Below are 21717 nucleotides of genomic sequence, written 5' to 3'. Positions count from 1 at the left end.
GTTGGGCCGGATCGGCCTTACCCACCCCCGATCATCCCCGCGAAGGCGGGGACCCAAGCCGAGTCAGCAGATTGACTGCGGCCGCGCCACACCCTGAAAGCCCGCTTGGGTCCCCGCCTTCGCGGGGATAGTCGGGGGTGGGGGCAGGGCTGTGATCAACAGTTCAGGGTCTCGTACAGATCCGTCCAGTCTGGATTCAACGCCTCGATCAACCTGATCTTCCAAGCGCGGTTCCATTTCTTGATCTGCCGCTCCCGAATGAGCACGCCTTCTCGCGTTTCGCACAGCTCGTACCAGACGAGCCGATCGACGCCATACTTGGCCGTGAACCCTTTCCGAACCTTTTCCTTGTGCTCCCAAGTGCGGCGAGCAAGGTCGTCAGTGTGGCCACAATAGAGCGTGCCATAGGGGCTGCTTGCCAGGATATAGACGGCGAATATCCGGTCCATGGCAAGAACATATCATGAACATATTCTGCTCGAAAGCGCCGCTTGGACAAAAAATGAAGGGCCGCCGGATCACTCCGGCGGCCCTTTTCTCTGGTCAGCGTGTTCGGGGGACGACCAGAGAAAACCGTCTCTGCGCTAGGCGTCAGAGATTGTATTCGGGCTTGCCGTACTGGCCGATCAGGTCGACGCCGAACGCCGCGCCGTCGGCCAGGTCGGCGAAGTAGGCGTTGCTGGCCCCGGCGTACTGGCCGACATCGGCCTTCATGGCCTCGGCCAGCAGCCAGCCGACCATGGCCGCCTTGGTCCCGATGTCGGTCTTGCCGTAGGCGGTGAAGTAGTCGACCCGCGTGTCCAGCAGGGCATGGACCTTGGCGTCGTCCGGCGCGGTCCCGAAGATCTCGGCATAGGCGCTTCGGGTGGCCTCGAACAGGCTCTTGGCCCCGTACTCGGCCTGGAAGGCGGCCTTGCCCTCGCCGTCGCGGCCCAGATTGACCGCGAAATTGATGTAGCGGTTCTCGGCGTTGAAGGTCTGGTAGTAGGCGCTGTTGAGGTTGTTCGGGTTCGGACCGATCGGCGACAGCAGGTAGTCCATGCCGCCCTCGCCCGGCGTGTGGCCGGTGAAGAAGGCGTAGGACGTGGTCGCCACAGCGGCCGAGGCGTCGGCCAGGTTGATGATCGTCTTCAGCGCATTGGCTTCGGTGATCTGGCCGCCGGCGACCTTGTCGGCCAGCCCCTGCACATAGGCGCGGTCAGCGTCGTTGGCCGGGGCGTAGCGCAGGATATTGTCGAAGGCGTTGGTCAGCCGCACCAGGGTGTTGGCCCCGGTCGTCACCAGGGCGTTCCACTCGGCCAGCGTGCCGGTGACCTTCTCGACCCGGATCGTGCCGCCCTCCCAGGTCAGCAGCGAGCCGCCGGCCCCGTCGCTGGCCACGGCCGTGAATTGCTTGCCGTCCAGGTCGAAGCGGTCCTCGGCCTTGGAGAAGTCGCGGATCAGGTCGTTGCCCTGCCCCAGGCCCGAGAACGCGAAGCGGTCGGCGCCCGCGCCGCCCCACAGCTCGTCATTGCCAGTCCCGCCGACCAGGATGTCATTGCCGCCCTGGCCGTACAGGTAGTCGTCGCCCGCGCCGCCATCCAGTTGGTCGGCGCCGTCGGTCGCCAGCGCGGCGTCCTGGTCGCCCGCCAGGGTGTCGTTGCCGTCGCCGCCGATCAGGCGGTCATGGCCGCCGTCGCCGCGCAGGCTGTCGATGCCGGCCTGGCCGCGGAGGGTGTCGTTGCCGGCCTGGCCGTAGATGAAGTCCGCGCCGTCGCCGCCATAGATGGCGTCGTGGCCGTCCCCGGCGTGGATCTTGTCGTCGCCCGCGCCGCCCTTGATGCGGTCGCTGGCCGAGCCCGACCAGAGCTCGAACTGCTCGACATTGACGATGCTGCCACCGCCGGTCAGGGCCTGGACGCCGGTCGCGCCCAGGTCGACGATCACCGACGACGTCAGGCCGGTCAGGTTCAGATAGGCGTAGTCGCCCAGGGCCCCGTTCGCGCCGCCGTCGAAGTGGTCGCCGACGCCGCCGTACAGGCGGTCGAAGCCGGCCCCGCCCTTCAGGGTGTCGCTGAAATTGTCGGAATCGTTCGTGCCGCCGCCATAGACATAGTCGTCGCCGTCGCCGCCATCGAGGCTGTCAGCCCCATCGTCGCCATAGAGGGCGTCATTGCCGTCCAGGCCGGTCAGGGTGTCATTGCCCTTGCCGCCGATGATCGTGTCGCCGGCCGCCGTGCCGGTCAGGATGTCGTCGCCGTCTGTGCCACGGATATTGGCCACGTTCGCCTCGCTGTCTTTGTGGGAAAGGGATGGCGGTCGGGGCCGCCTCGCTTTCCGAAAGCCACGGGAACGGCGGCGGCGAAATTCCACTGCGACGAGCGCGCGGACGATTTCGACCAGGGGTCGCTCCTGGACGACGAACCGCCCGGATCGCGCCGCGCCGGCCGTCGACGAACCCCGGGTTTGGGACGACGGACCGCGATGGGCGCGCCCCCCGGGCTTTGCTAGGCTGAGCGCCATGAAACTTCCGACCGCTCCACGGTCGAGGGCCTGGGCGATCGCCGCCCTGCTCTGGATCGTGAACATTCCGATTCTGCTGGCCCCCGCCCTGGCGAGCGGCGGGGTCACGCCCGGCGCGCTGGTCACCGTCGCGATCTTCATCGTGGGCGGCTGGCTGCTCTGCGCGGGCCTGTACGAAGGGCTGCGGGGTCCGTCGCAGGACACCCCCAGGCGTTATGTCGTCTCGGCCGTGATCGGCGCGGTCGTCGCCGCCCTGCTGCTGGGACTGATCGACGGCCTGGGCGGCCTGGTCCTGGCCAAGACCGGCCTGACGCCGCCCCGCCCCTTGAGCTACGTCGCCCTGCGCGCGGTCACCAACACGATCTTCTTCGGCTGGATGTTCGCGATCTTCGTGGCCGCCACCATGCTGATCGAGTTCAGCGCCCGCCTGCACCGCCGCGAGGAACAGCTCGTCCTCGCCGAGAGCCAGACCGCCCAGGCCCGCGCGACGGCGACGGCCGCGCGCCTGGCCGCGCTGCGCTACCAGCTGAACCCGCACTTCCTGTTCAACACGCTGAACGCCGTCAGTTCGGCCGTGGTCACCCAGCGCGTCGCCGACGCCGAGGCCATGCTGGCCCGCCTGGCCTCGTTCCTGCGCATGACCCTGTCGACCGACGCCAGCGCCTTCATCAGCCTCGAGGACGAGCTGGGCACGGTCGAGGCCTATCTGGAGATCGAGGCCGAACGCTTCCGCGAGCGCCTGTCGATGGAGATCGTCTGCCCCGAGCGGCTGCGCGACGCCCAGGTCCCCAGCTTCGTGCTCCAACCCCTGGTCGAGAACGCCATCAAGCACGGCGTCTCGCGCAGCCGGAACCGCGTCAGCCTGGTCATCCGCATCGAGGCGCGGGACGGCGACCTGGTGATCACCGTCTCCGACGACGCCCGCCCGCTCAGCTCCAGCCTGCCCGCGCCCAGCAGCGGCATCGGCCTGGCCGCCATCCGCGAGCGCCTGGAGGTCCTCTACGGTCCGCGCGGCGTCCTCGTGGCGCAGCCCAAGGATCCGGGCTTCACCGTCGTCCTGCGCCTGCCGCTCAGCGGCGTCGCCAGCCAGGCGGCGGCGTGATGCGGGTGCTGATCGTCGACGACGAACCGGCCGCCCTGGAGCGGCTGGAGGTGCTGATCCGCCAGATCCCGGGCGTGGAGCTGGCGGGCTCGGCCAGCGACGGCGAGAGCGCCCTGGCGGCGATCAGCGACCTGCGGCCCGACCTGGTGCTGCTCGACATCCAGATGCCCGATCTCAACGGCCTGACGGTGGCCAGCCTGCTGCCGATCCAGCAGCGCCCCGAGATCGTCTTCGTCACCGCCTTCGAGATCTTCGCCGCCGACGCCTTCGAGGTCGAGGCGCTGGACTATCTGCTCAAGCCCGTCCGCTTCGACCGGCTGCGCCAGGCGATCGAACGGGCCAAGCGCCGGCGCGAGAAGTCCGCCCAACCCGCCGACCCGATGATCGACGGCCGCGCCATCTGGGTGCAGACCCGGACGGGCTCGGTGCGGGTGTCGCTGTCGGAGATCGACTGGATCGAGGCGGCCAAGGACTATGTCCTGCTGCACACCTCGACCCGCAGCTACCTGCATCGCTCGACCATGTCGGCCTTGGAAAAGGAGCTGCGCGGCGCCGGCCTCCTGCGCGTCCACCGCTCGGCCTTCGTCCGCGCCAGCCGCGTCCGCGAGGTCAAGGGCCACGGCCGCGCGATCACTGCCGTCGTGCTCGCCGACGACATCAAGGTCCCGGTCGGCTCGACCTACGCCTTCCAGGTCATAGAGACGCTGAGCCTGGCGGCGCCGGAGTAGGGCGAGGCGAGGGCCGGATCGAGGTCATGCTCAGGGTCTAGACCCTGAGCAACGCCGAGCAGGTCCGAGCCCGCCCCGAGACATCACAGGTGCAGTTAACCAAACTGCCGCAGATTCTTCTTGTAAATCCGCCTAATCCCACTACAGACTAAGGCCGTATTTGCTCGCTATTGGTCGAGCCGAAAAATACTTGCCCCATATTTTATAACGCTATTTGCCATCGCCGTTTCGGATGGGCCGCAATCGTGTGCGTTCGCCCGGCGGCTAACCCAGTGGAACGAACGAACATGACTGAGCCTATGAGTATCTTCGACGCACCGTCGGCGTCGATCTACGAGACCAAGACGACCTACAAGGGCGTCGAGGTTCCACCGCCGCAGCCGGGCGAAACGTCTGCGAACTATCGGACGCGCGGAGCTGAATTCCGCGCCGAGGTCGATGCGGAAGAGGCAAAGCGCAACGCAAGGCGCGCGGCGCGCGCCAACCGGCCGAAACCCGTAAAGCCACCGTTCGTCCGCCTCGAAAAGGCTGCGCGGGGTTTCGCCAAGCGGCATTTCCGCAAGTCGATGAACGGCAGCGAACTTCGCAACGCGCTTAACTTCAAGGGCGCAACGGTCGGCATCGATGACCAAAACCCCATCGAGGTGTTCGTCACCATCAACGGCGGCGCCTGGTCGGTGGAATTCGTTGTCTCCAGGGAGGCGATCCAGGGCGGTCGCTGGCGCCCCACCTCCTCCCGGCCCAAAGCCCTTCGATTGGACAAAGACACCGATGCCGATAACGCCGTGGCCTGGCTAGACGCGGCATGACCGGGTTCGAGTTGGAACTGACCCACGACGCCGTAGTTGGCTGGTCTGACGTCAAGGTGTGGCTGGACGAAAACGACCCCGACCATGAGGTCGTGTACCGCGCGGAACGTGAACACGGGAACTTCGCGGAGTTCCCTCACCTCGTGCGGCTCACGAGCGAAGATCAGCGCCTGCTGTTCAAGCTGACCTTCAACGGGATCTGCCCAGGATACTAGACGTCGACGCCGCCTCGTCGCCCTACTTCAAGCCATCCTCGGCCAAGGTATGGGCGACGATCGCGTTGGCGTGGCCGTGTCCCAGGCCGTGGTCGGTCTTCAGGACCGCCACCAGGTCCATGTGCTTGGCCGGATAGGCGGCGCGGACGATCGTCTTCCAGTCCGCGATCGGACGGCCGTACGTCTTTTCGATCGAGGGGAAGTAGGACGCGGGGCCCTTCACCTTGTCGTCGGCCATCGAGGTCTCCCATCGGTTCCAAGGTCCCGTTGATGCCTTGATCGCGCGGGGTCCGCAACGGGCGGCGCATTGCCTTTCCCGCGTCCATGCAAGAGTCTGCCGCTTCGGCTTTCGCATCGGCGCGAAAGCCCCTGAGGTTTCGCCGCTCTTGGCTTGCGACAGCTACCGTTTCGACCGCTTCACGCTGGACCTGGCCGACCGCCGGCTGGCGCGGGACGGCGTGGTCGTGGCGCTGAACGCCCGCTATTTCGACGCGCTGGCGCTGCTGGTCCGCGAGCAGGGCCGGCTGGTCACCAAGGAACGGTTCCTGGACGAGGTCTGGCGCGGTGTTCCGGTCACCGACGAAGCCCTGACCCAGTGCGTCCGGACCCTGCGCAAGCTGCTGGACGACGACGCCGGCGCGCCACGGCTGATCCAGACCGTGCCCAAGCATGGCTACCGCTTCATCGCGCCGATCCAGGCGGAGGATGCTCCGGCGCCGGATCGTCCGGTCGCCGATTGGCGCCGCGTGCTGACCCTTGGCGGCGCCGGGACCCTGGGCGCGGTCGCCGCCGGCGCGATCGGCGGCCTGGCCTATGGCTTCGCGGGCGCGGCCCAGACTGGCGTCTCGGCCCTGGCCGTCCTGCTGTGCGTCACCGTCCTGGTCGCCCTGCTGGGCGGGGCGGGCGTGGCGTTCGGCATCGCCCTGGCCGAGTTCGCGCCCGGCCGACCCTGGTGGCGCGCGCCGTTCGGCGGGGCGATCGGCGGCCTCGTCGTGGGCGCGGCCGTCAAGCTGCTGGGCCTGGACGCCTTCACCCTGCTGCTGGGCCACGCGCCGCAGGGCATCACCGGCGGTGGCGAGGGCGTGCTGCTGGGCGGCGTGGTCGGCCTAGGCGCTTGGCTGGCCGGCAAGGTCTCGGGCGGTCTGCCGCGCCGGATCGCCGTGGCCGCCGGCGTCGGCGGCGTCGCGGGCCTGGCCATCCCGCTGCTGGGCGGACGCCTGCTGGGTGGCAGCCTGGACCTCTTGGCCCGCAGCTTCCCGGACTCCCGCCTGAAGTTGGCGGCGATCGGCGGCCTGTTCGGCGAGCCCGGCTTTGGCCCGCTCGGCCGGGCCGTCACCGGAACCCTGGAAGGCGCCCTGTTCGCCGCCGGCCTGGTCGGAGCGATGCTGCTGGTCGAGCGCGCGCGTCCCACGCTTTGACTTTCCGGCCCATCGGCCGATAAGCTCCCATTTATAGAGATAATAATCCACATAGTGGGGGAATGATCGTGAGCGCGGTTTCGCGACGCCATGTCCTGGGCTCGGCCGCCCTGGTCCCGCTGCTGGGCGGTTGCGCCGGCCTGGCCCAGCGCCGGTCGCCGCTGACCACGACGCGCCCCGCCGCACCGTTCGACATGCCCGCGATCGGCGTCCCCGACTTCCGCGCCGCCCGGCCCTTCCCGATCACCGACTTCGGCGCGGTCCAGGGCGACCAGGCCTTGACCAGCCGCGCCATCGCCCTGGCCATCGACGCCGCCCACCAGGCCGGCGCGGGCGTGGTCATCGTCCCCGCCGGCGTCTGGCCCACCGGCAAGATCCACCTCAAGAGCCACGTGAACCTGCACGTCGCCAAGGGCGCGACCCTGCGGTTCTCCAGCGATCCGCGAGACTACCTGCCGGCCGTCCCGACCAGCTGGGAGGGGCTGGAGTGCTACAACTACTCGCCGCTGGTCTATGCCTATGGCTGCGAGAACGTGGCCATCACCGGCGGCGGAACGCTGGAGGCCCGGCTCGACGTCTGGAGCCTGTGGTACAAGCGCCCCAAGCCGCACATGGACGCGCTGGTCGCCCTCTACACGATGGCCGTGAAGGGCGTGCCGATCGAGCAGCGCCAGATGACCACGGGCGAGGCCAACCTGCGGCCGCACTTCATCCAGTTCAACCGCTGCCGCCACGTGCTGGTCGAGGGCGTGCGCATCCGCAACAGCCCCTTCTGGACCCTCCATCCCTATCTGTGCCGCGACGTGGTGATCCGCGGCGTCGATATCGTCGCCCACGGCCACAACAACGACGGCGTCGATCCGGAGATGAGCCAGAACGTGCTGATCGAGGACTGCGTCTTCGACCAGGGCGACGACGCCATCTCGGTCAAGTCGGGGCGCGAGTTCGACGCCTGGCGCCTCGGCGTCCCGTCGCGCAACGTCGTGGTGCGTAACTGCCAGGTGAAGAACGGCCACCAGCTGATGGCGATCGGCAGCGAGCTGTCGGGCGGGGTCGAGAACGTGCTGGTCGACAATTGCCACTTCACCGGCGACGGCAAGGGCGCCGACGGCTGGGCCGTGCCGATCGCCAACATCCTGTTCGTGAAGACCAACGCGCGGCGCGGCGGCTTCGTGCGCAACATCTGCCTGTCCAACGTCTCGGCCGCCAGGATCGCCGGGGCCGTCCTGGCCGTCGACACCGACGTCCTCTACCAGTGGCGCACCCTGGTCCCGACCTACGAGCGCCGCCTGACGCCGATCCAGGGCCTGCATGTCAGCGACGTGCGGGTGGGCGAGGCCCGGTTCGTCTGCCAGATCAAGGGCGAGCCGCAGCTGCCCGTGCGGGACGTCTCGCTGCGGCGCGTCACGGTCGACACGGTGACCGGCCAGGCCGTGGACAATGTCGCCGTGAAGGGGTTCTCGCGGGCCTAGGCCCGTGAGCGCTTGTTTGCCGCGACTTGATCGCTGTGGCGCGGCTATCGCGTTGCAACATCTGACCGGAAGGCAGGCGTTAAGGGCGACGGCCTTCCGGCCAGCTGGGCCAAGCGTGGACGCGTCCCTGCCATCAGACGGTCGGCACCGTGCCGCCGTCGATGACGAACTCGGCGCCGTGGATCGCGGCGGCGCGGTCCGAGGCCAGGTAGGCGATGATGTCGGCGATCTCATGCGGCTCGGCCGGACGCCCGATCGGGATGCCGCCCAGGCTGTCGAGGACCAGTTGCCGCGCCGCCTCGATCGTGCCGCCATTGGCGGCCTGCAGACGCTTCAGCAGGTCGACGGACGCCTCGGTCATGATCCAGCCAGGAGAGACGGCGTTGACCCGTACGCCCTTGGGGCCCAGCTCCTTGGAGATCGACTTGCTGTAGGTCCTGAGCGCGGCCTTGGCGGCGGCGTAGGCCGTGGTCGCCTCCGGCAACGGCAGGACCGACTGGATCGAGGTGACGTGCACCACCGCGCCGGCGCCGCGCGCGATCATCTGCGGAACCAGCAGGCGGTCCAGGCGGACCGTGGCCAGCAGGTTCAGGTTCAGTTCCGAGAGCCAGTGATCATCGGTCAGGGCGACAAAGCCGCCGCCCGGCGTGGACGAGCCGCCGATCACGTGGGCCAGGATGTCGATGCCGCCCAGACGCTCGAGCGCCGCCTTGGCGAAGCTTTCCCCGCCCTGCGCCGTCGTCAGGTCCGCCTGGACGAACTCGACGCCGTCGATGGGCTCGAGGGTTCCGCGGGCGGCGGTGATCACCCGGGCGCCGCCGGCCAGGAAACGGTCGACGGTCGCGCGGCCCAGGCCCTTGGAACCGCCGCTGACGAGCACGCGCTTGCCGGCGAACTCGGTCGGATCAACCTTGCTGGTCATGCCGTGATCTCCAAGGCCGTGATGGCGTCGTTTTCGAGCGTGAAGCGGTAGGTGAAGCGGATCGGGCTGCCCTTGAAGTCGCCATGGGCGGGGCCTTCGACGACGACCTGGCCGTCCTCGTGGCGGGCGGTGTCCGGGGTGAAGATCGCCTTCACGGGGACCACGGCCTCGTCAAACAGCGACCGGATCTCGGCGTGGCCCCGAAGAACCGCGCCGTTGTCGCGAACGACGGCGTCGGCGGCGAAGGGCTCAAGCATGCCGTCGGCGTCTAGGCGGGCATTCGCGGCCACATACGCGGCGATCGGGGATGGAAGGTCGAGCGACATCGTTCTTGTCCTGATGGCGGCGGTCGCAGCCGGGGCGGCTGGGATGCGCCTGCCATTCAAGGTAGCGACGGCTGACTTACGTGATAATCAGGGCAAATCGGCACGCTTCATCGCGAAAATCGGGACAATGACGCAAAGCAGCCTGACAGAACTGGACGCCGTTCTCATGGTCGCCCGGCGGGGCAAGTTCCGCACGGCGGCGATCGAGCTGGGGGTCTCGACGACCGCGCTCAGCAATGCGGTCGGAAAGCTGGAGCGCACGCTCGGCGTACGGCTCTTCAACCGCACGACACGAAGCGTCTCCTTGACGGAGGCGGGCCAGCAGTTCGTCGCGCAGGTCGCGCCCGCCGTGCGCGACATTCACGAGGCGATGGAGATCGCGCGCTCCCAAAGGGTCGCCCCTTCCGGCACGCTGCGCATCAACGCCTTTCCCACGGCGGCGCGGGAGATCTTCTCCTGGCTCGTCCTGCCGTTCCTGCGCGTGCACCCGCAGGTCCACATCGACATCGTCACCGAAGGTCGCCTGGTGGACATCGTCGAGGGCGGCTTCGACTTCGGCGTCCGGAGCACCGACTTCGTGCCCGTCGACATGATCGCGCTGCCCTTGGGCGGCGCGCGGCGCAATGTCGTGGTGGGCGCGCCGAGCTATTTGAAAGCACACGGGACGCCCGTGATCCCCCAGGACCTGACCAAGCATTCCTGTCTCCGCGTCCGGCTTCCCAATGGCGCGATCTACCGCTGGCCGTTCGAGAAGGATGGACAGTCGGTCAATATCGACGTCGAGGGCGCCGTCACCCTCGACGAGGCGAGCCTCGCACGCACCGCCGCCCTCGCTTCTGTCGGCCTGACCCTGGCGATGGAGTCCGACGTGCGAGACGACATCGAGGCCGGCCGGCTTGTGCGCGTGCTCGAGGATTGGACGCCCACCCTGTCGCCCTTGAGCCTCTACTATCCGAGCCGGCGCAACCCGACCGCCGCGTTCAAGGCGTTCGTCGACTTCGCGCGGCGACATAGCGGAGCCGGTGACGCCCCAAGGCCTTCGATAGGGTGAGGCGCGCGACAAGCCGTCGGCCGCCGCGCGTTCAACCTCGCCCATGGGTCGATCTTGACAGCAGATTACACCCGTAATCTACATTGCGCGTCGCCAGCGAATGCAAGGGCAATATGAGCATCCGAAACGCCCTCGTGACCCTGGCCGCGCTTGCGCTGGCTTTTCCGGCCCTGGCGGCCCCGACCGTTCTGCGGGTCGTGTCCGAAGGTCCCGCGCCGCAGAGGCGCGCGGTGCAATTGATCGTGCATTCCGAAAAGGCGGGTCGCGACTTCCAAGTGCAGGTCACCGCGCCCGGCACGCCGCCGATCCTGCCAGGCCAGACCGCTCCGGCGATCTACGTGCTGGACGGCGGATACGACATCGCCGGGCCTACGGGCTGGCTGCTGGGCGGCGCCGGCGCGATGGCCCCGGCTTATGTGATCGCCATCGGCTACCCACCCGGCAGCCCGTCCACGCGCGAGACCGACCTGCTGTTCGCGCCCGGAACCCGGCCCGACGGCACGGTGGCCAAGGGCGGCGGCGGAGCGGCGTTTCGGGCCTTCCTGCTGGAAGAGCTCAAGCCGCTGATGGAGGCCCGCTATCCGCTCGATCCCAAGTCCGCCGTGCTGTTTGGTCATTCGCTGTCGGGGATCTTCACGGCGAACATGCTGGCCGACCGCCCCGAGGCCTTTTCCGGCTACCTGATCACCAGCCCGTCGCTGTGGGCCGACCCGAGCGTGATCGATCGCCTCCGGACAGCCGCCGCCCGGGCGCCGGGCCGCAAGGTGTTCGTCGCCTGGGGCGCCCAGGAAGAGCCCTACATGGTCGACGGCGGGCAGAAGATCGCCGCCGCCCTGTCGACCGCCCCCGAGCGCCTGGCCCTGAAGACCAGGGCCTTCGAGGGCGAAACCCACATCTCGTACTATCCACTGGTGATGTCGGCGGCGCTGCCGTTCCTGCTGCCGCGCGCACAACCCATCCGGCATCCCTCGCCGATCGCCCTGACGCGCGCGCAGACCGAGCGCTATTTCGGGACCTACCTCCTGTCGGACGGCCGCAAGGTGGTCATCGGCGAGGACGAGGACGGCGTGCTGCTGGAAGTCGATGGCGCTCCGCCGGCAAACATCCATGCCCTGGCCCTGGACCGCTTCTACATCCACGGCGTCGATGCGCGGATCACCTTCGACCCGGGCCCGGGGCCGCCTCGGACGATGATCTTCTACGTCAACGGGGCCGAGGCGCGCGCGGTGCGGAAGTAGGACGTGGGGCCGGCCAGCAGCAGATCGGGCGCACCGGACGAATGTCGCTCAGGCCCTGGATGCTCGCGCCGCATGCCGGATTATCTGGAAGCGCTTCCAGCCCGCCCGGCCTATTTTGACTCTTTCGTCAAAAAACTGAGCCATGGCCCAGATACACCAAACCCGCCGCGGGGGATAATCGCGACGGGCTGGCTATTTTCTCGATCATTCGATCTAGGCGGGCGTTTCCTCCCCGAAACGCCGAAGAACGGGAGCTCTCTTTGGGCTCGTTTCGCTCTTGCAGTGTCTAGAAACGTCAAATTCATGACGGTGTCAACGCGGCAAATCCCTTTTTCGCAAAGGTTTGGACGAATTTTTGACGCGAGAGGCGTAGTTTGGACGCGGAAGTCGAAGATACCCCCGGATTCCGCGTCCATATTTGACAGATATGTCAAAACTTACTTTGGCAAAGCTTCCGCGAAGCGATCCAGCACCGCCGAGCGCGACTCGAAGACATAGTCCGGACGCGACACGGTCACCGGCTCGACCCCGGCGGCCGCCAAAGCCGCGGCGGCGTCGAAAAGGTCACCAGTGGCCAGCAGGGCGCCGTTGGCGCGGCGCGAGCCGCCCTTGGCGACGAAGGCCGCCACGGCCGACTGCCCCGCCGTGTCCTGTTCGGCCGGCCAGACCAGGGTCGCCAGCTTGCCGGCCCGGCCCTTGGCCTCGACCACCGACAGCATGCGCTGCAGGGCGCCCAGTTGTTCGGCCGACCAGGTCGCGATCAGCGAGGCGGTCAGCTGGGCCTGGCTCTTCAGGATCACGCCGTCCGACAGGATCTTCAGGCCGTTGGCGGCCAGGGTCGCGCCGGTGGTGGTGATGTCGACGACCAGCTCGGCCGCGCCGGCGGCCGGAGCCCCCTCGGTGGCGCCGCTGCTCTCGACGATGCGGTAGTCGGCGACGCCGTGGCGGGCGAAGAAGGCCCGGGTCTGGGTGACGTACTTGGTCGCCACGCGCAGGCGGCGGCCGGTCTTGGCGAGATGCAGGTGCCCGACCTCGTCGACATCGGCCATCGTATCCACGTCCAGCCAGTTCTTGGGCGCGGTCACCACCAGGTCGGCGCGACCAAAGCCCAGGGCCCGCAGCAGCATGACCCGGCTGTCCATGTCGTCGCCGCGCTCGCGCAGCAGATCCTCGCCGGTGACGCCCAGGTGCAGGTCGCCGCTGTCGAGGCCGGCGGCGATGTCGCCGGCCGACAGCAGCCGCACCGAGACGCCGGGCAGGCCGGCCAGCTCGGCCGAATAGCCGCGCGCGCCGCCGGTCATTTCCAGCTTGAAGCCGCAGTCGGCCAGCCAGGCCTCGACCTGGTCCTTCAGGCGGCCTTTCGAGGGGATGGCGAAGATCATCGGACCATTCTTGTCTTGGGGGCCGCTCATTCGCCGCCTCCCGCATAGGCGCGCGCCGGACGGACCATGAAGCCCACCGCGCCGGTGTCGGCGTCGGCGCCGAGTTTAGAGGGCAGGCCGTCGTAGCGACCGCCGGCGGCCAGCGGCCGCTCGTCGCCGAGCGCTGACGAGCGCACCTCGAACAGATAGCCGTCGTAATAGCCGAAGGCCCGGCCGAAGGCGGCGGCCAGGGTGGCGCGCTCCAACGGTACGCCGCGCGCGGCCATGCCGGCCAGGCGGGCGCGCCAGCCGGCGATGGCAGCCTTCAGCGCCGTGTCGTTCGGACCTGCCAGCGCGGCAATGGCGTCCAGCGCCGCGTCCGGACGATCGGAGACGGCCAGGAAGGCGCGGACCTTGGCGGCCTGTTCCGGGTCGAGACGGCCGGCCTTGGCGGCCTCGGCGCGTTCCACGAGCCTATGGGCGATCTCGGCCGGGCGGCGGCCGCCGACGGGCTCGATGCCGGCCAGGGACCACAGCTCTTGCAGCACCTGCGCGGCGTCGGCTTCCGGCAGGCCGGCCAGCAGAGAGGCGATGCGGGACTGCTCGGCGGTGGGCGCGGCGACGTCACCGTCCAGCTCGGCCTTCAGCTGGCGCGGCTTGGCGAAGGCGCGCTTGAGGCGGGCGGCCAGGGGCGGCGCCAGGTCCAGGCTGTCGACGAAGGCCGCGAACAGCGAGACGTCGCCCAGGATCAGGCTGAGGTCCTCACGCCCGCCAGCGGCCGAGGCGGCCCAGGCCAGGGCGGCGATCTCGGCGTCGGCGGCCACGGGGTCGCCGGCTTCGAAGGCCTCGACGCCCAGCTGCAGGAACTCCTCGGCGCGGTCGCTGCCGCGCGGGGCGACGCGGAAGGCCTTGCCTTCGTAGCGGTAGCGCCCCGCCCCGCCGCCATTCGAGAAGTGTTGCCGGGCCACGGCCACGGTGAAGTCGGGCCGCAGGGCCGCCTCCTCGCCGCCGTCGCCGGAGACGACGAACAGCCGCGAGCGCATGGCCTCGCCGGTCAAATCGAGCAGCAGGCCCAGGGGCTGCAACACCGGCGCGTCGGTGGCCACGGCGCCGGCCGCCAGCAGGGGAGCGCGGATGGCGTCGAGCGCCTCCGCCGGAATGGAACGCTCGAGCCTCACGTGATTAGCCCCCGATGATCTTCTGGACCGCCGCGACCAGCTGATCGCGCGGGATGGTCTGCTGGCCCGGGCGCTCGGACTTCCAGGCGGCGTTGTCGGCCAGGCCCTGGGCGGCCATGCGGCCCGCGTCCAGGTCCTTGATGGTCACCGTGCCGGCGGCGATCTCGTCCCCGCCCAGCATGACGACAGCCGGCGCGCCCCGACGGTCGGCATATTTCATCTGCGGCTTCATGCCCGAGGTCCCCAGATAGACCTCCGCCGGAATGCCCGCCGCGCGCAGCTGTCCGACCACGGAGAAGTACTCGCCCATGTGCGCCTGGTCGAAGGTGATCACCACCACCGGCCCGCGCGCCACGCCGCCCGGCTCGCGGCCCGCCGCCCGCAGCGCCGCCGCCAGGCGCGTGACGCCGAACGAGAAGCCCGTGGCCGGGGTCGCCGTGCCGGTGAACCGCGCCACCAGGTCGTCATAACGACCGCCGCCGCCGATCGAGCCGAACGAGACCTTGTTCCCCTTCTCGTCCGTGGTGCTCAGCAGCAGCTCGGCCTCGAACACCGCGCCGGTGTAGTATTCCAGCCCCCGGACGATCGACGGATCGATGAAGGCCTGGTCGTCGGCGATGCCCAGACTGGTCAGCGCCGCGTCGATCCGCGACAGCTCCAGCAGGCCCTCGTCACCCTCGGCCGAGCCGCCGATCACCTTGGCGATGTTGTCCAAGGTCGCGGCGCGACCACCGGCCCCGGCCGACACGAAATCCAGCACCGAGTCGATCGCCTTGCCCTTGAGACCCGCGCCCTTGGTGAAGTCGCCGCTCTCGTCCAGGCGGCCCTCGCCCAGCAGCAGCCGGACCCCGTCCACGCCCAGGCGATCCAGCTTGTCGACCGCGCGCAGCACGGCCAGCTTCTGGCCGGCGTTCTCGGCCCCCGCCGAGGTCAAGAGGCCGTTCAGCAGCTTGCGATTGTTGATCTTCAGCACCGCCGCGCCGCGCGGCAGGCCGGCGGCCTCCAGCCCCTCGACCGCCATGGCGATGATCTCGGCGTCGGCCTCCGGACGGGCCGAGCCCACCGTGTCGGCGTCGCACTGGATGAACTGGCGGAAGCGCCCCGGCCCCGGCTTCTCGTTGCGCCACACCGGCCCGAAGGCGTAGCGGCGGAACGGCTTGGGCAGGGTCTCCCAGTTCTGCGCCGCGAACCGCGCCAGCGGCGCGGTCAGGTCGTAGCGCAGCGCCATCCACTGGTCGTCATCGTCCTGCAGCGCGAACACGCCCTCATTGGGCCGGTCGCTGTCGGGCAGGAACTTGCCCAGCGCGTCGGCATATTCGAACGCCCCGGTGTCCAGAGCCTCGAAGCCGTAGCGCTCATAGACCGCCGACACCGCCTCCAGGATCGCCCGCTCGGCCCGCAGGTCGCGCGCGCGCTTGTCGGCGAAGCCGCGCGGTGCGCGGGCTTCGGGGCGGAAGGTCTCTTCGGTGTCGGGCGTGGTGGAGTCGGTGGTCATTCGTCGGTCCTGAGATCTTCAAGGCTTCGACGGATGGCGCTTGCGCATAAGCCCCATCCGCTAGGCGGGGCTCTGGCTGGGTCGCTGGCTTAGAGCGAACGGACCCGGCCGATCCCGCGAGGCGAGGTCGGATGGTGGTGGCAGCCGTGGTGGTGCGGTGCGCGGGTCATTGCGGTGGGGGGTTTAGCGGATGAGGGGGGAGAGGGGAAGGGGCCACGCAGCTTCAAGATCACGGATCTCGTGCCTAGCGACGCGGGGGCCTCTTTGCTAGAGCCTCCCAGTCTCTTCGCGTAACTGGTGACGTCAAAAATACATCACTGACCAGATCAACAAAGTCTTCGATTGATCTGTTATTAGCGTGATCGAGATCAAACTTCAGACGCCCGCCGTCCTGCTCGCACTTAAATTGCAACTTCCGGACGCCAATCAGCTTCTCAATCTCGGCAGGATCAAGATCGGCGGCAAGACCATGCTTATGCGCTGAAGCCAAGCGCTTTCCGAGCCGCGTCCTTTGTTGCACATGGACTTTCAGAGCATCGATATCACCAAGATCGAAGCGCGCTGCCAGCGCCTCCACCGCGTCGTGCGCCTTAGCTACCGTTATCTCTCTTATATTCGTTATAGATTCAAATGATCGTATATTAGCGACGTAAAGTAACCCGTCCCATTCGAAGAAGTCGACGTTCTGATCAAAAGTTACTACCGCACCATCAACTGGCACCATTTGATTGGTGTCACGATGAAATGCCGCCGCTACGGCGTTTCGCTTCCGCGCAGCAATCTCGAGGCCTGAGCGTCCTCGGAACGCGCGAATAGTACGGCCGTCGGGCAGTGTTAATCGGAAGGCGTAGAACTTAGCCCGCCCGAGAACCTCCTCGTCACCGTCAAAAACTGTAGGGAAGTCCGGCAATGGCAAAGCATCTAGCCATCCACCAAGCCCTTCCGCGTCGCGCAAGTTGATTACGCCAACGTTGCCCCCGACCATGGAGTCGAAGTCGAACTCCCCCAGATTCTGCTCGCCAGCAGCGGCAGCTTCAAGATCAGAGAAAACTCGCCGCGCAGCGTCGGCTAGTTGGACAGAAAGCTCACGAGCTAAACTAATTCGATACCAAGTCTCGCGCCTTTGCCTGCTAGGTCGCACGTTGAGGAAAACGTGAAATCCCATCTCCTCGCCCGCGTTCATCGCTCGGCGGAGATCACCTAATGCAGCATATCCATCATCGACCAGAGCCATGATTGCTCTCTGTAAAATTAATCTCCGAAGTATAAACGCGAAGAATCGAGCTCATGCAAGTTGAGCACTTCACCACTAGCGATCTCACGCTTGCGCGTAATCAAGATCACAGACCTACCCGATTCGAGCTTCACGCGGAAAATCTTATACCCGCATACAATAAAGAACGGATTTACATAAAGTGTATCTATCCTCGTCATAAGCGTGATGAGGACGATATAGAAGGCTACAGCCGGCACAAATTTTTCTGGTAACTTGAAGTTATCAATCAAAATTGGCGGCAAATACGCGATCAGGTAGCTGAGAATACTTTCATCTAGCTGCCCCTGGACCTCGACTTTCAAATGAACGACAGGCCCCGACTTAAACCCACGACACAGCCAGAAAAACACCGCGATCGAAATTGCACATGCCAGCCACGCCCAAAAAGCAGCCTTGGGAAGCTTCTGAATCGTCAGACCCAGTCCCAAAACCGCGTACAGCGGGCCAAAAGAGCTAAAGAGGAAAAGGGCTCGAAACAGGCCAGACATCGCAACCGCCCCCTTTCAAGCGACAAGTTATCTAAGCATGCCGTCACGACTGTTTCGGACGCAACGCTCTGCTTCCTCTCTTTGCTCGAAAGGGAGGAAGCAGAATGATCCTTAAATCTCACGGCGAGACGATCGCAGGGCTGATCAGGTCACTCAAGGACCGCCCGCCGGGCGGCGACGCGCGAGCGTCGTCCTTGACTGACCTGATCAGCCCTGCACGCTGCAGCCTCCAAGAGATTTGAGGCGCGCGCCGACCTCGGGGAGGTCGGGCGGCGGAGCCCCTCTCCCCTTGCGGGAGAGGGTGGCCCGCGAAGCGGGTCGGGTGAGGGGTTGAAGGACGGCGCCGCTGCGTAGGGCGGCTGGGGCTGGGTGCGGCTTACAGGGCTATCGACCCCTCATCCGGCCGCTTCGCGGCCACCTTCTCCCGCAAGGGGAGAAGGGGGTGCGGCGGCGGCTTGCAGGATCAGGCCTAGCACGTGGTCGGGGCGGCATTGGATCTCGGCGTTGGGCAAGCGCAGGACGCGGAAGCCTTGGCCGCGCAGCCAGGCGTCGCGGATCGGGTCGGTGGCGGACGCGTCATGGTGGGGACCGTCGGCCTCGATGATCAGGCGGTGGCGCAGGCAGACGAAGTCGGCGACGTAGCGGCCGATCGGGAGCTGCCGGCGGAACTTGAGGTCGCCCAGGCGGCGATCGCGAAGGAGTTTCCACAACAGGCGTTCGGTCACGGGCGGGTCGTGGCGCAGACGGCGGGCGAAGGCGAGTTGGCGAGCGTGATCAACCATGACGCGAACATAATGGGAACATTGTGCGGCATGCAAGCGCCTTTGGGTGGGGGCGGAACGGGTTATCGACCCCTCATCCGTCGGCTTCGCCGACACCTTCTCCCGCAAGGGGAGAAGGGAAGCATGGGGATTGAGCGGCCTCTATCCTCGGAATTCGCGATCTCGAACCCAGCAAAATCAACTGCTTGTCGATTTTAGACGCCGCTGAATGATCCGCGTTCAGAACCGCCGCACAATCATAGCCATCCCCGTCGCGGGGGAGGGCGTTTGGATCCGGCCCAAAACGGCGGCGGGGTTAGGTTGAGCGGGGCCGCTGGCGGTTCCCGAGCGGTTTCGTCAGGTCGCGTGGATTACTCTTTAGGATCGCACGCGAGTGACAGGTCGTCCGGGGTCAAAGCCATCAGCGGAGCGACAGGGCGGTGATCGTATAAGCCGCCTATCGTGGATCGTCGGGGTCGAGACGGATGTAGCCGATCGACTTGGTCCGCGCCCGTCCGGGGGCTAGTGGGGACCCGAGCTGAAATACGCTCACGCCTCCCATCCTCACGGGCAAGAACAGCCTGGCGGAGCGGTCTGCGAGCCGAAACACAACAAACCTTACGGTCTCCGGGTTCGCCCGGCCGCTCCGTCGCCTCCCCATCACCTTCAGCGGCCAGGCCGCGTGAAGCGGCGAAGCCGTGCGTCCCAGACCCTCCCCCCAGCGGGGGAGGCGGCCGAAGGCCAGAGGGGGAAGTGCTGCCGAGCCGGCTTCTTCCCCCTCCGTCGGCTGCGCCGAGACCTCCCCCGCTGGGGGGAGGGTCCTTTCACCTGAGGAGCCCCCCATGCCCAAGTCCAAGCCCCCGCGCCGCAAGCGCCCCCACCACGTCGTCTCGACCACCCGCTGGGCGCTCGACCACTACGACACGCTGGAGCGCCTGACCGAGCGCATGGCGCGCGAGGCCGAGGCGCTGGCCGACAAGGTTCCGCCCGAGGAGCTGGCGCGGATGCGGGCGAGCTGCGCCGAGAACCGGCGGATCTTCGCCGAGGCACGGGCCGACCTGCTGGCGCCCAGCCGCACGCCAGTGCTGGACCGACTGGTGACCGAAGCACGACGGCGAGCCAAGTAATGTTTCCCTATACACGAATTGTTAAGTCAAACCCGGATCGGGGCCAGACTTATCCACATGCTCCACCATGCCGGAGCGGTCTAGAAACATGAACCCGCTGTAATCTGACAACGAAGTAACCCACATTTCCGGCTTGTAACTTGAGATGAACGGTTCCGGCGTCCAGACCTCTCCGCACTGAGGGGAAACAGTGATGACCAAGACCGCTCTGCTGGCCACAGCAGCCGCAATCGTATTCGCCAGTGCGGCTCACGCCGGTGAAACGACCCAGACGCCGGAACAGATCGCCGCGCCGCCCGTGGCCGCGCCGGCCGCGACCGGGGTGCTGGTGTTCCAGCCCGACTTCTTCGCCGCCCAGCGCCCGAACACGGCGCTGGACATGGTCGACCGGGTGCCGGGCTTCGACGTCGACGACGGCTCGGGGGCCCGGGGCTTCGAGGGCGCGGTCGGCAACATCCTGATCAACGGCAGCCGGCCGGCGTCCAAGAACGACACCGGCTCGAACGTCCTCTCGCGCACCCCGGCCGACCGCGTCGACCACATCGAGCTGATCCGCGGCGGCGCCCCGGGCGTCGACATGCAGGGCTATGCGGTCGTCGTGAACGTGGTGCTGAAGAAGGGCGTCAGCCATCAGCAGATCCTGACCCTGAATTCGATGCTGTTCGACGGCGGCCACGACATCTACGGCGGCAGCTACCAGTTCACCGCCACCAATGGCGACAAGAGCTGGGGCGTGACGCTCAGCGACAGCATGGGCAGCAGCGACAGCAACGGCGTCGGCCGCAATGTCCGCCACGACGGGACGGGCAAGCTGATCCGCGACGAGGCCTTCATCAATGACGGCTATGGCGGCGGGCGCTCGATCCGCGGCAACTACACCGGCCCCGTCGCCGGCGGCAAGCTGGAGGCCACGGCCCGCTACGGCGTCAACGATTGGCAGGAATGGCAGGAGCTGAGCTCGCCCGTCGCCTTCCGCCGCAGCGCCTATGCCGAGGAGAGCCATTCGGGCGAACTGGGTCTGACCTGGACCCGGCCGCTGGCCCCGAAGTGGAACCTCGAGACCCGCGCCATCCACAGCTTCGAGAACTTCGACAACGTCTCGACCAGCGACCAGACCCTGTCGGGCGTCAAGGACGCCCAGCAGCGGTTCGTGGCCGACGGCGACAGCTCGGAGTCGATCGTGCGCGGCCTGGTGCGCCACGAATATTCCAAGGCCCTGACGATCGAGGTCGGCGGCGAGCTGGCCTACAACATGCTGGACGTGAAGCAGGCCTACAGCGTGGGCGGCGTCGGCGTGGCCCTGCCCAGCGCGTCGGTGAAAGTCGAGGAGCTGCGCGGCGAGGCCTTCACCAAGGCGACCTGGCGGGTGAACCCCAAGCTGACCCTGGAAGGCGGCCTGCGCCTGGAGAAGTCGACCATCAAGCAGTCGGGCGACGCGTCGAACAAGGAGAGCTTCTTCTACGCCAAGCCCCGCTTCCTGGCGACCTGGACGCCCAAGGCCAACAATCAGTTCCGCTTCCGCTTCGAGCGCGAGCTGGGCCAGCTGGACTTCGGCGACTTCGCCGCCTCGTCGGACCTGGACGACAGCACCGTCTATGGCGGCAATGTCGACTTGAAGCCCGAGCAGCGCTGGATCTCGGAAGTCAGCTACGAGCGCCGCTTCTGGGGCGAGGGCATCGTCTCGGTCGCGTACCGCCACGACGAGATCATCGGCGTGATCGACCGCCTGCCGCTGCCGGGCGGCCTGTCGGCGACGGGCAATATCGGCGACGCGACGCTGGACAAGCTGTCGGTCAACATCGTGATCCCGACCGACAAGTTCGGCATCAAGGGCGGCCGCTTCACGTTCAAGAACGACTGGAACGAGACCCACGTGAAGGACCCGACGACGGGCAAGGACCGGCCGATCTCGGGCATCCGTCCGACCCAGGCCAATATCGGCTTCACCCAGGATCTCGTGAAGTACAAGACCCAGTGGGGCATCAACTGGCTGCCGCTGCTGGGCCAGGGGACGTACGACGTCGACCAGACCAATGTCTGGCGCGGCTCGGCCTATTACGAGGCCTTCGCCGAGTACAAGCCGACCCCGACCCTGGCGATCCGCGCCCAGCTGAACCTGTGGGACGACTTCACGATCCGCCGCACGGTCTTCGCCGATCGCGCCCCGAACCGGGCCGTGGCCTTCGTCGAGGATCGCGAGATCAACCCGCGGACGTTCGTCAGCCTGCGGGTGCGGAAGACCTTCTGA

The 21717-nt window shown here is 67.4% G+C and carries 21 protein-coding genes; 10 read left to right on the top strand and 11 right to left on the bottom strand.

Annotated elements, in window-relative coordinates; translation table 11 throughout:
* Positions 1–155: 155 nt before the first annotated feature.
* Together AC1RR5_RS02840 and AC1RR5_RS02835 are read right to left on the bottom strand one after the other, a co-directional pair.
* On the bottom strand, positions 156–449 hold the full coding sequence (locus AC1RR5_RS02840; RefSeq protein WP_492919578.1) for a GIY-YIG nuclease family protein: 294 nt from the start codon (positions 447–449) through the stop codon (positions 156–158).
* A gap of 142 nt (positions 450–591) precedes the next feature.
* Positions 592–2262, bottom strand: a complete 1671-nt coding sequence (locus AC1RR5_RS02835) for a hypothetical protein (RefSeq protein WP_492919577.1) — start codon at positions 2260–2262, stop codon at positions 592–594.
* Positions 2263–2500: 238 nt separating this feature from the next.
* Here AC1RR5_RS02835 and AC1RR5_RS02830 point away from each other — a divergent pair, with 238 nt between their 5' ends.
* The 4 genes from AC1RR5_RS02830 to AC1RR5_RS02815 all read left to right on the top strand — a co-directional run bounded on the left by AC1RR5_RS02830 (position 2501) and on the right by AC1RR5_RS02815 (position 5356).
* Entirely contained in the window at positions 2501–3604 is a 1104-nt protein-coding gene (locus AC1RR5_RS02830) for a sensor histidine kinase (RefSeq protein ID WP_492919576.1), read from the top strand.
* On the top strand, positions 3604–4332 hold the full coding sequence (locus tag AC1RR5_RS02825) for a LytR/AlgR family response regulator transcription factor (protein WP_492919575.1): 729 nt from the start codon (positions 3604–3606) through the stop codon (positions 4330–4332). The genes AC1RR5_RS02830 and AC1RR5_RS02825 overlap by 1 nt, the downstream gene beginning before the upstream one ends.
* 299 nt (positions 4333–4631) lie before the next feature.
* A complete protein-coding gene (locus tag AC1RR5_RS02820) occupies positions 4632–5141 on the top strand; it encodes a hypothetical protein (RefSeq protein ID WP_492919574.1) in 510 nt (169 codons plus the stop codon).
* A complete protein-coding gene (locus AC1RR5_RS02815) occupies positions 5138–5356 on the top strand; it encodes a hypothetical protein (RefSeq protein ID WP_492919573.1) in 219 nt (72 codons plus the stop codon). Before AC1RR5_RS02820 ends, AC1RR5_RS02815 begins: the two co-directional genes overlap by 4 nt.
* Positions 5357–5378: 22 nt before the next feature.
* Here the strand turns inward: AC1RR5_RS02815 and AC1RR5_RS02810 are convergent, their stop codons facing one another.
* Entirely contained in the window at positions 5379–5594 is a 216-nt protein-coding gene (locus AC1RR5_RS02810; RefSeq protein ID WP_492919572.1) for a DUF4287 domain-containing protein, read from the bottom strand.
* Positions 5595–5742: 148 nt separating this feature from the next.
* Here AC1RR5_RS02810 and AC1RR5_RS02805 point away from each other — a divergent pair, with 148 nt between their 5' ends.
* Positions 5743–6774 carry a winged helix-turn-helix domain-containing protein gene (locus AC1RR5_RS02805; protein WP_492919571.1) on the top strand — a complete coding sequence of 344 codons (1032 nt, stop codon included), beginning with the start codon at positions 5743–5745 and terminating at the stop codon, positions 6772–6774.
* A gap of 68 nt (positions 6775–6842) precedes the next feature.
* Positions 6843–8246: a glycoside hydrolase family 28 protein gene (locus AC1RR5_RS02800; RefSeq protein ID WP_492919570.1), complete on the top strand. Its 1404-nt coding sequence runs from the start codon at positions 6843–6845 to the stop codon at positions 8244–8246.
* 133 nt (positions 8247–8379) lie between these two features.
* Here the strand turns inward: AC1RR5_RS02800 and AC1RR5_RS02795 are convergent, their stop codons facing one another.
* On the bottom strand, positions 8380–9168 hold the full coding sequence (locus AC1RR5_RS02795; protein ID WP_492919569.1) for an SDR family oxidoreductase: 789 nt from the start codon (positions 9166–9168) through the stop codon (positions 8380–8382).
* Positions 9165–9494, bottom strand: coding sequence for a nuclear transport factor 2 family protein (locus tag AC1RR5_RS02790; RefSeq protein WP_492919568.1), 330 nt, complete (start codon positions 9492–9494; stop codon positions 9165–9167). Before AC1RR5_RS02790 ends, AC1RR5_RS02795 begins: the two co-directional genes overlap by 4 nt.
* 43 nt (positions 9495–9537) lie before the next feature.
* Between AC1RR5_RS02790 and AC1RR5_RS02785 the strand changes: the two genes are divergently transcribed.
* Both AC1RR5_RS02785 and AC1RR5_RS02780 read left to right on the top strand, forming a co-directional pair.
* Positions 9538–10545 carry a LysR family transcriptional regulator gene (locus AC1RR5_RS02785; RefSeq protein ID WP_492919567.1) on the top strand — a complete coding sequence of 336 codons (1008 nt, stop codon included), beginning with the start codon at positions 9538–9540 and terminating at the stop codon, positions 10543–10545.
* A 113-nt stretch (positions 10546–10658) separates the two neighbouring features.
* Positions 10659–11783 carry an alpha/beta hydrolase gene (locus tag AC1RR5_RS02780; RefSeq protein ID WP_492919566.1) on the top strand — a complete coding sequence of 375 codons (1125 nt, stop codon included), beginning with the start codon at positions 10659–10661 and terminating at the stop codon, positions 11781–11783.
* A 437-nt stretch (positions 11784–12220) separates the two neighbouring features.
* Here AC1RR5_RS02780 and hisG read toward each other — a convergent pair whose 3' ends face one another.
* From hisG to AC1RR5_RS02750, 6 genes are all read right to left on the bottom strand, one after another.
* Positions 12221–13195: an ATP phosphoribosyltransferase gene (hisG, locus tag AC1RR5_RS02775; RefSeq protein WP_492919565.1), complete on the bottom strand. Its 975-nt coding sequence runs from the start codon at positions 13193–13195 to the stop codon at positions 12221–12223.
* A complete protein-coding gene (locus AC1RR5_RS02770) occupies positions 13192–14367 on the bottom strand; it encodes an ATP phosphoribosyltransferase regulatory subunit (RefSeq protein WP_492919799.1) in 1176 nt (391 codons plus the stop codon). Before AC1RR5_RS02770 ends, hisG begins: the two co-directional genes overlap by 4 nt.
* Positions 14327–15817, bottom strand: coding sequence for a histidine--tRNA ligase (hisS, locus tag AC1RR5_RS02765; RefSeq protein ID WP_492919564.1), 1491 nt, complete (start codon positions 15815–15817; stop codon positions 14327–14329). The genes AC1RR5_RS02770 and hisS overlap by 41 nt, the downstream gene beginning before the upstream one ends.
* Before the next feature lie 244 nt (positions 15818–16061).
* Entirely contained in the window at positions 16062–17051 is a 990-nt protein-coding gene (locus AC1RR5_RS02760) for a Kiwa anti-phage protein KwaB-like domain-containing protein (protein WP_492919563.1), read from the bottom strand.
* 17 nt (positions 17052–17068) lie between these two features.
* Positions 17069–17581 (bottom strand): KwaA family protein, encoded by a 513-nt coding sequence (locus AC1RR5_RS02755; RefSeq protein ID WP_492919562.1) that lies wholly within the window; start codon positions 17579–17581, stop codon positions 17069–17071.
* Positions 17582–17976: 395 nt separating this feature from the next.
* A complete protein-coding gene (locus tag AC1RR5_RS02750) occupies positions 17977–18363 on the bottom strand; it encodes a DUF559 domain-containing protein (RefSeq protein ID WP_492919561.1) in 387 nt (128 codons plus the stop codon).
* Positions 18364–19184: 821 nt separating this feature from the next.
* Here AC1RR5_RS02750 and AC1RR5_RS02745 point away from each other — a divergent pair.
* Positions 19185–19469, top strand: a complete 285-nt coding sequence (locus tag AC1RR5_RS02745) for a hypothetical protein (protein WP_492919560.1) — start codon at positions 19185–19187, stop codon at positions 19467–19469.
* 190 nt (positions 19470–19659) lie between these two features.
* Positions 19660–21717 carry a TonB-dependent receptor plug domain-containing protein gene (locus AC1RR5_RS02740; RefSeq protein ID WP_492919559.1) on the top strand — a complete coding sequence of 686 codons (2058 nt, stop codon included), beginning with the start codon at positions 19660–19662 and terminating at the stop codon, positions 21715–21717.

It is taken from the genome of Caulobacter sp. GW821-FHT11E11 (assembly GCF_058808315.1).
Note: the sequence above shows the minus strand (reverse complement) of the source record. Positions and strands in the feature narration are given on the sequence as shown.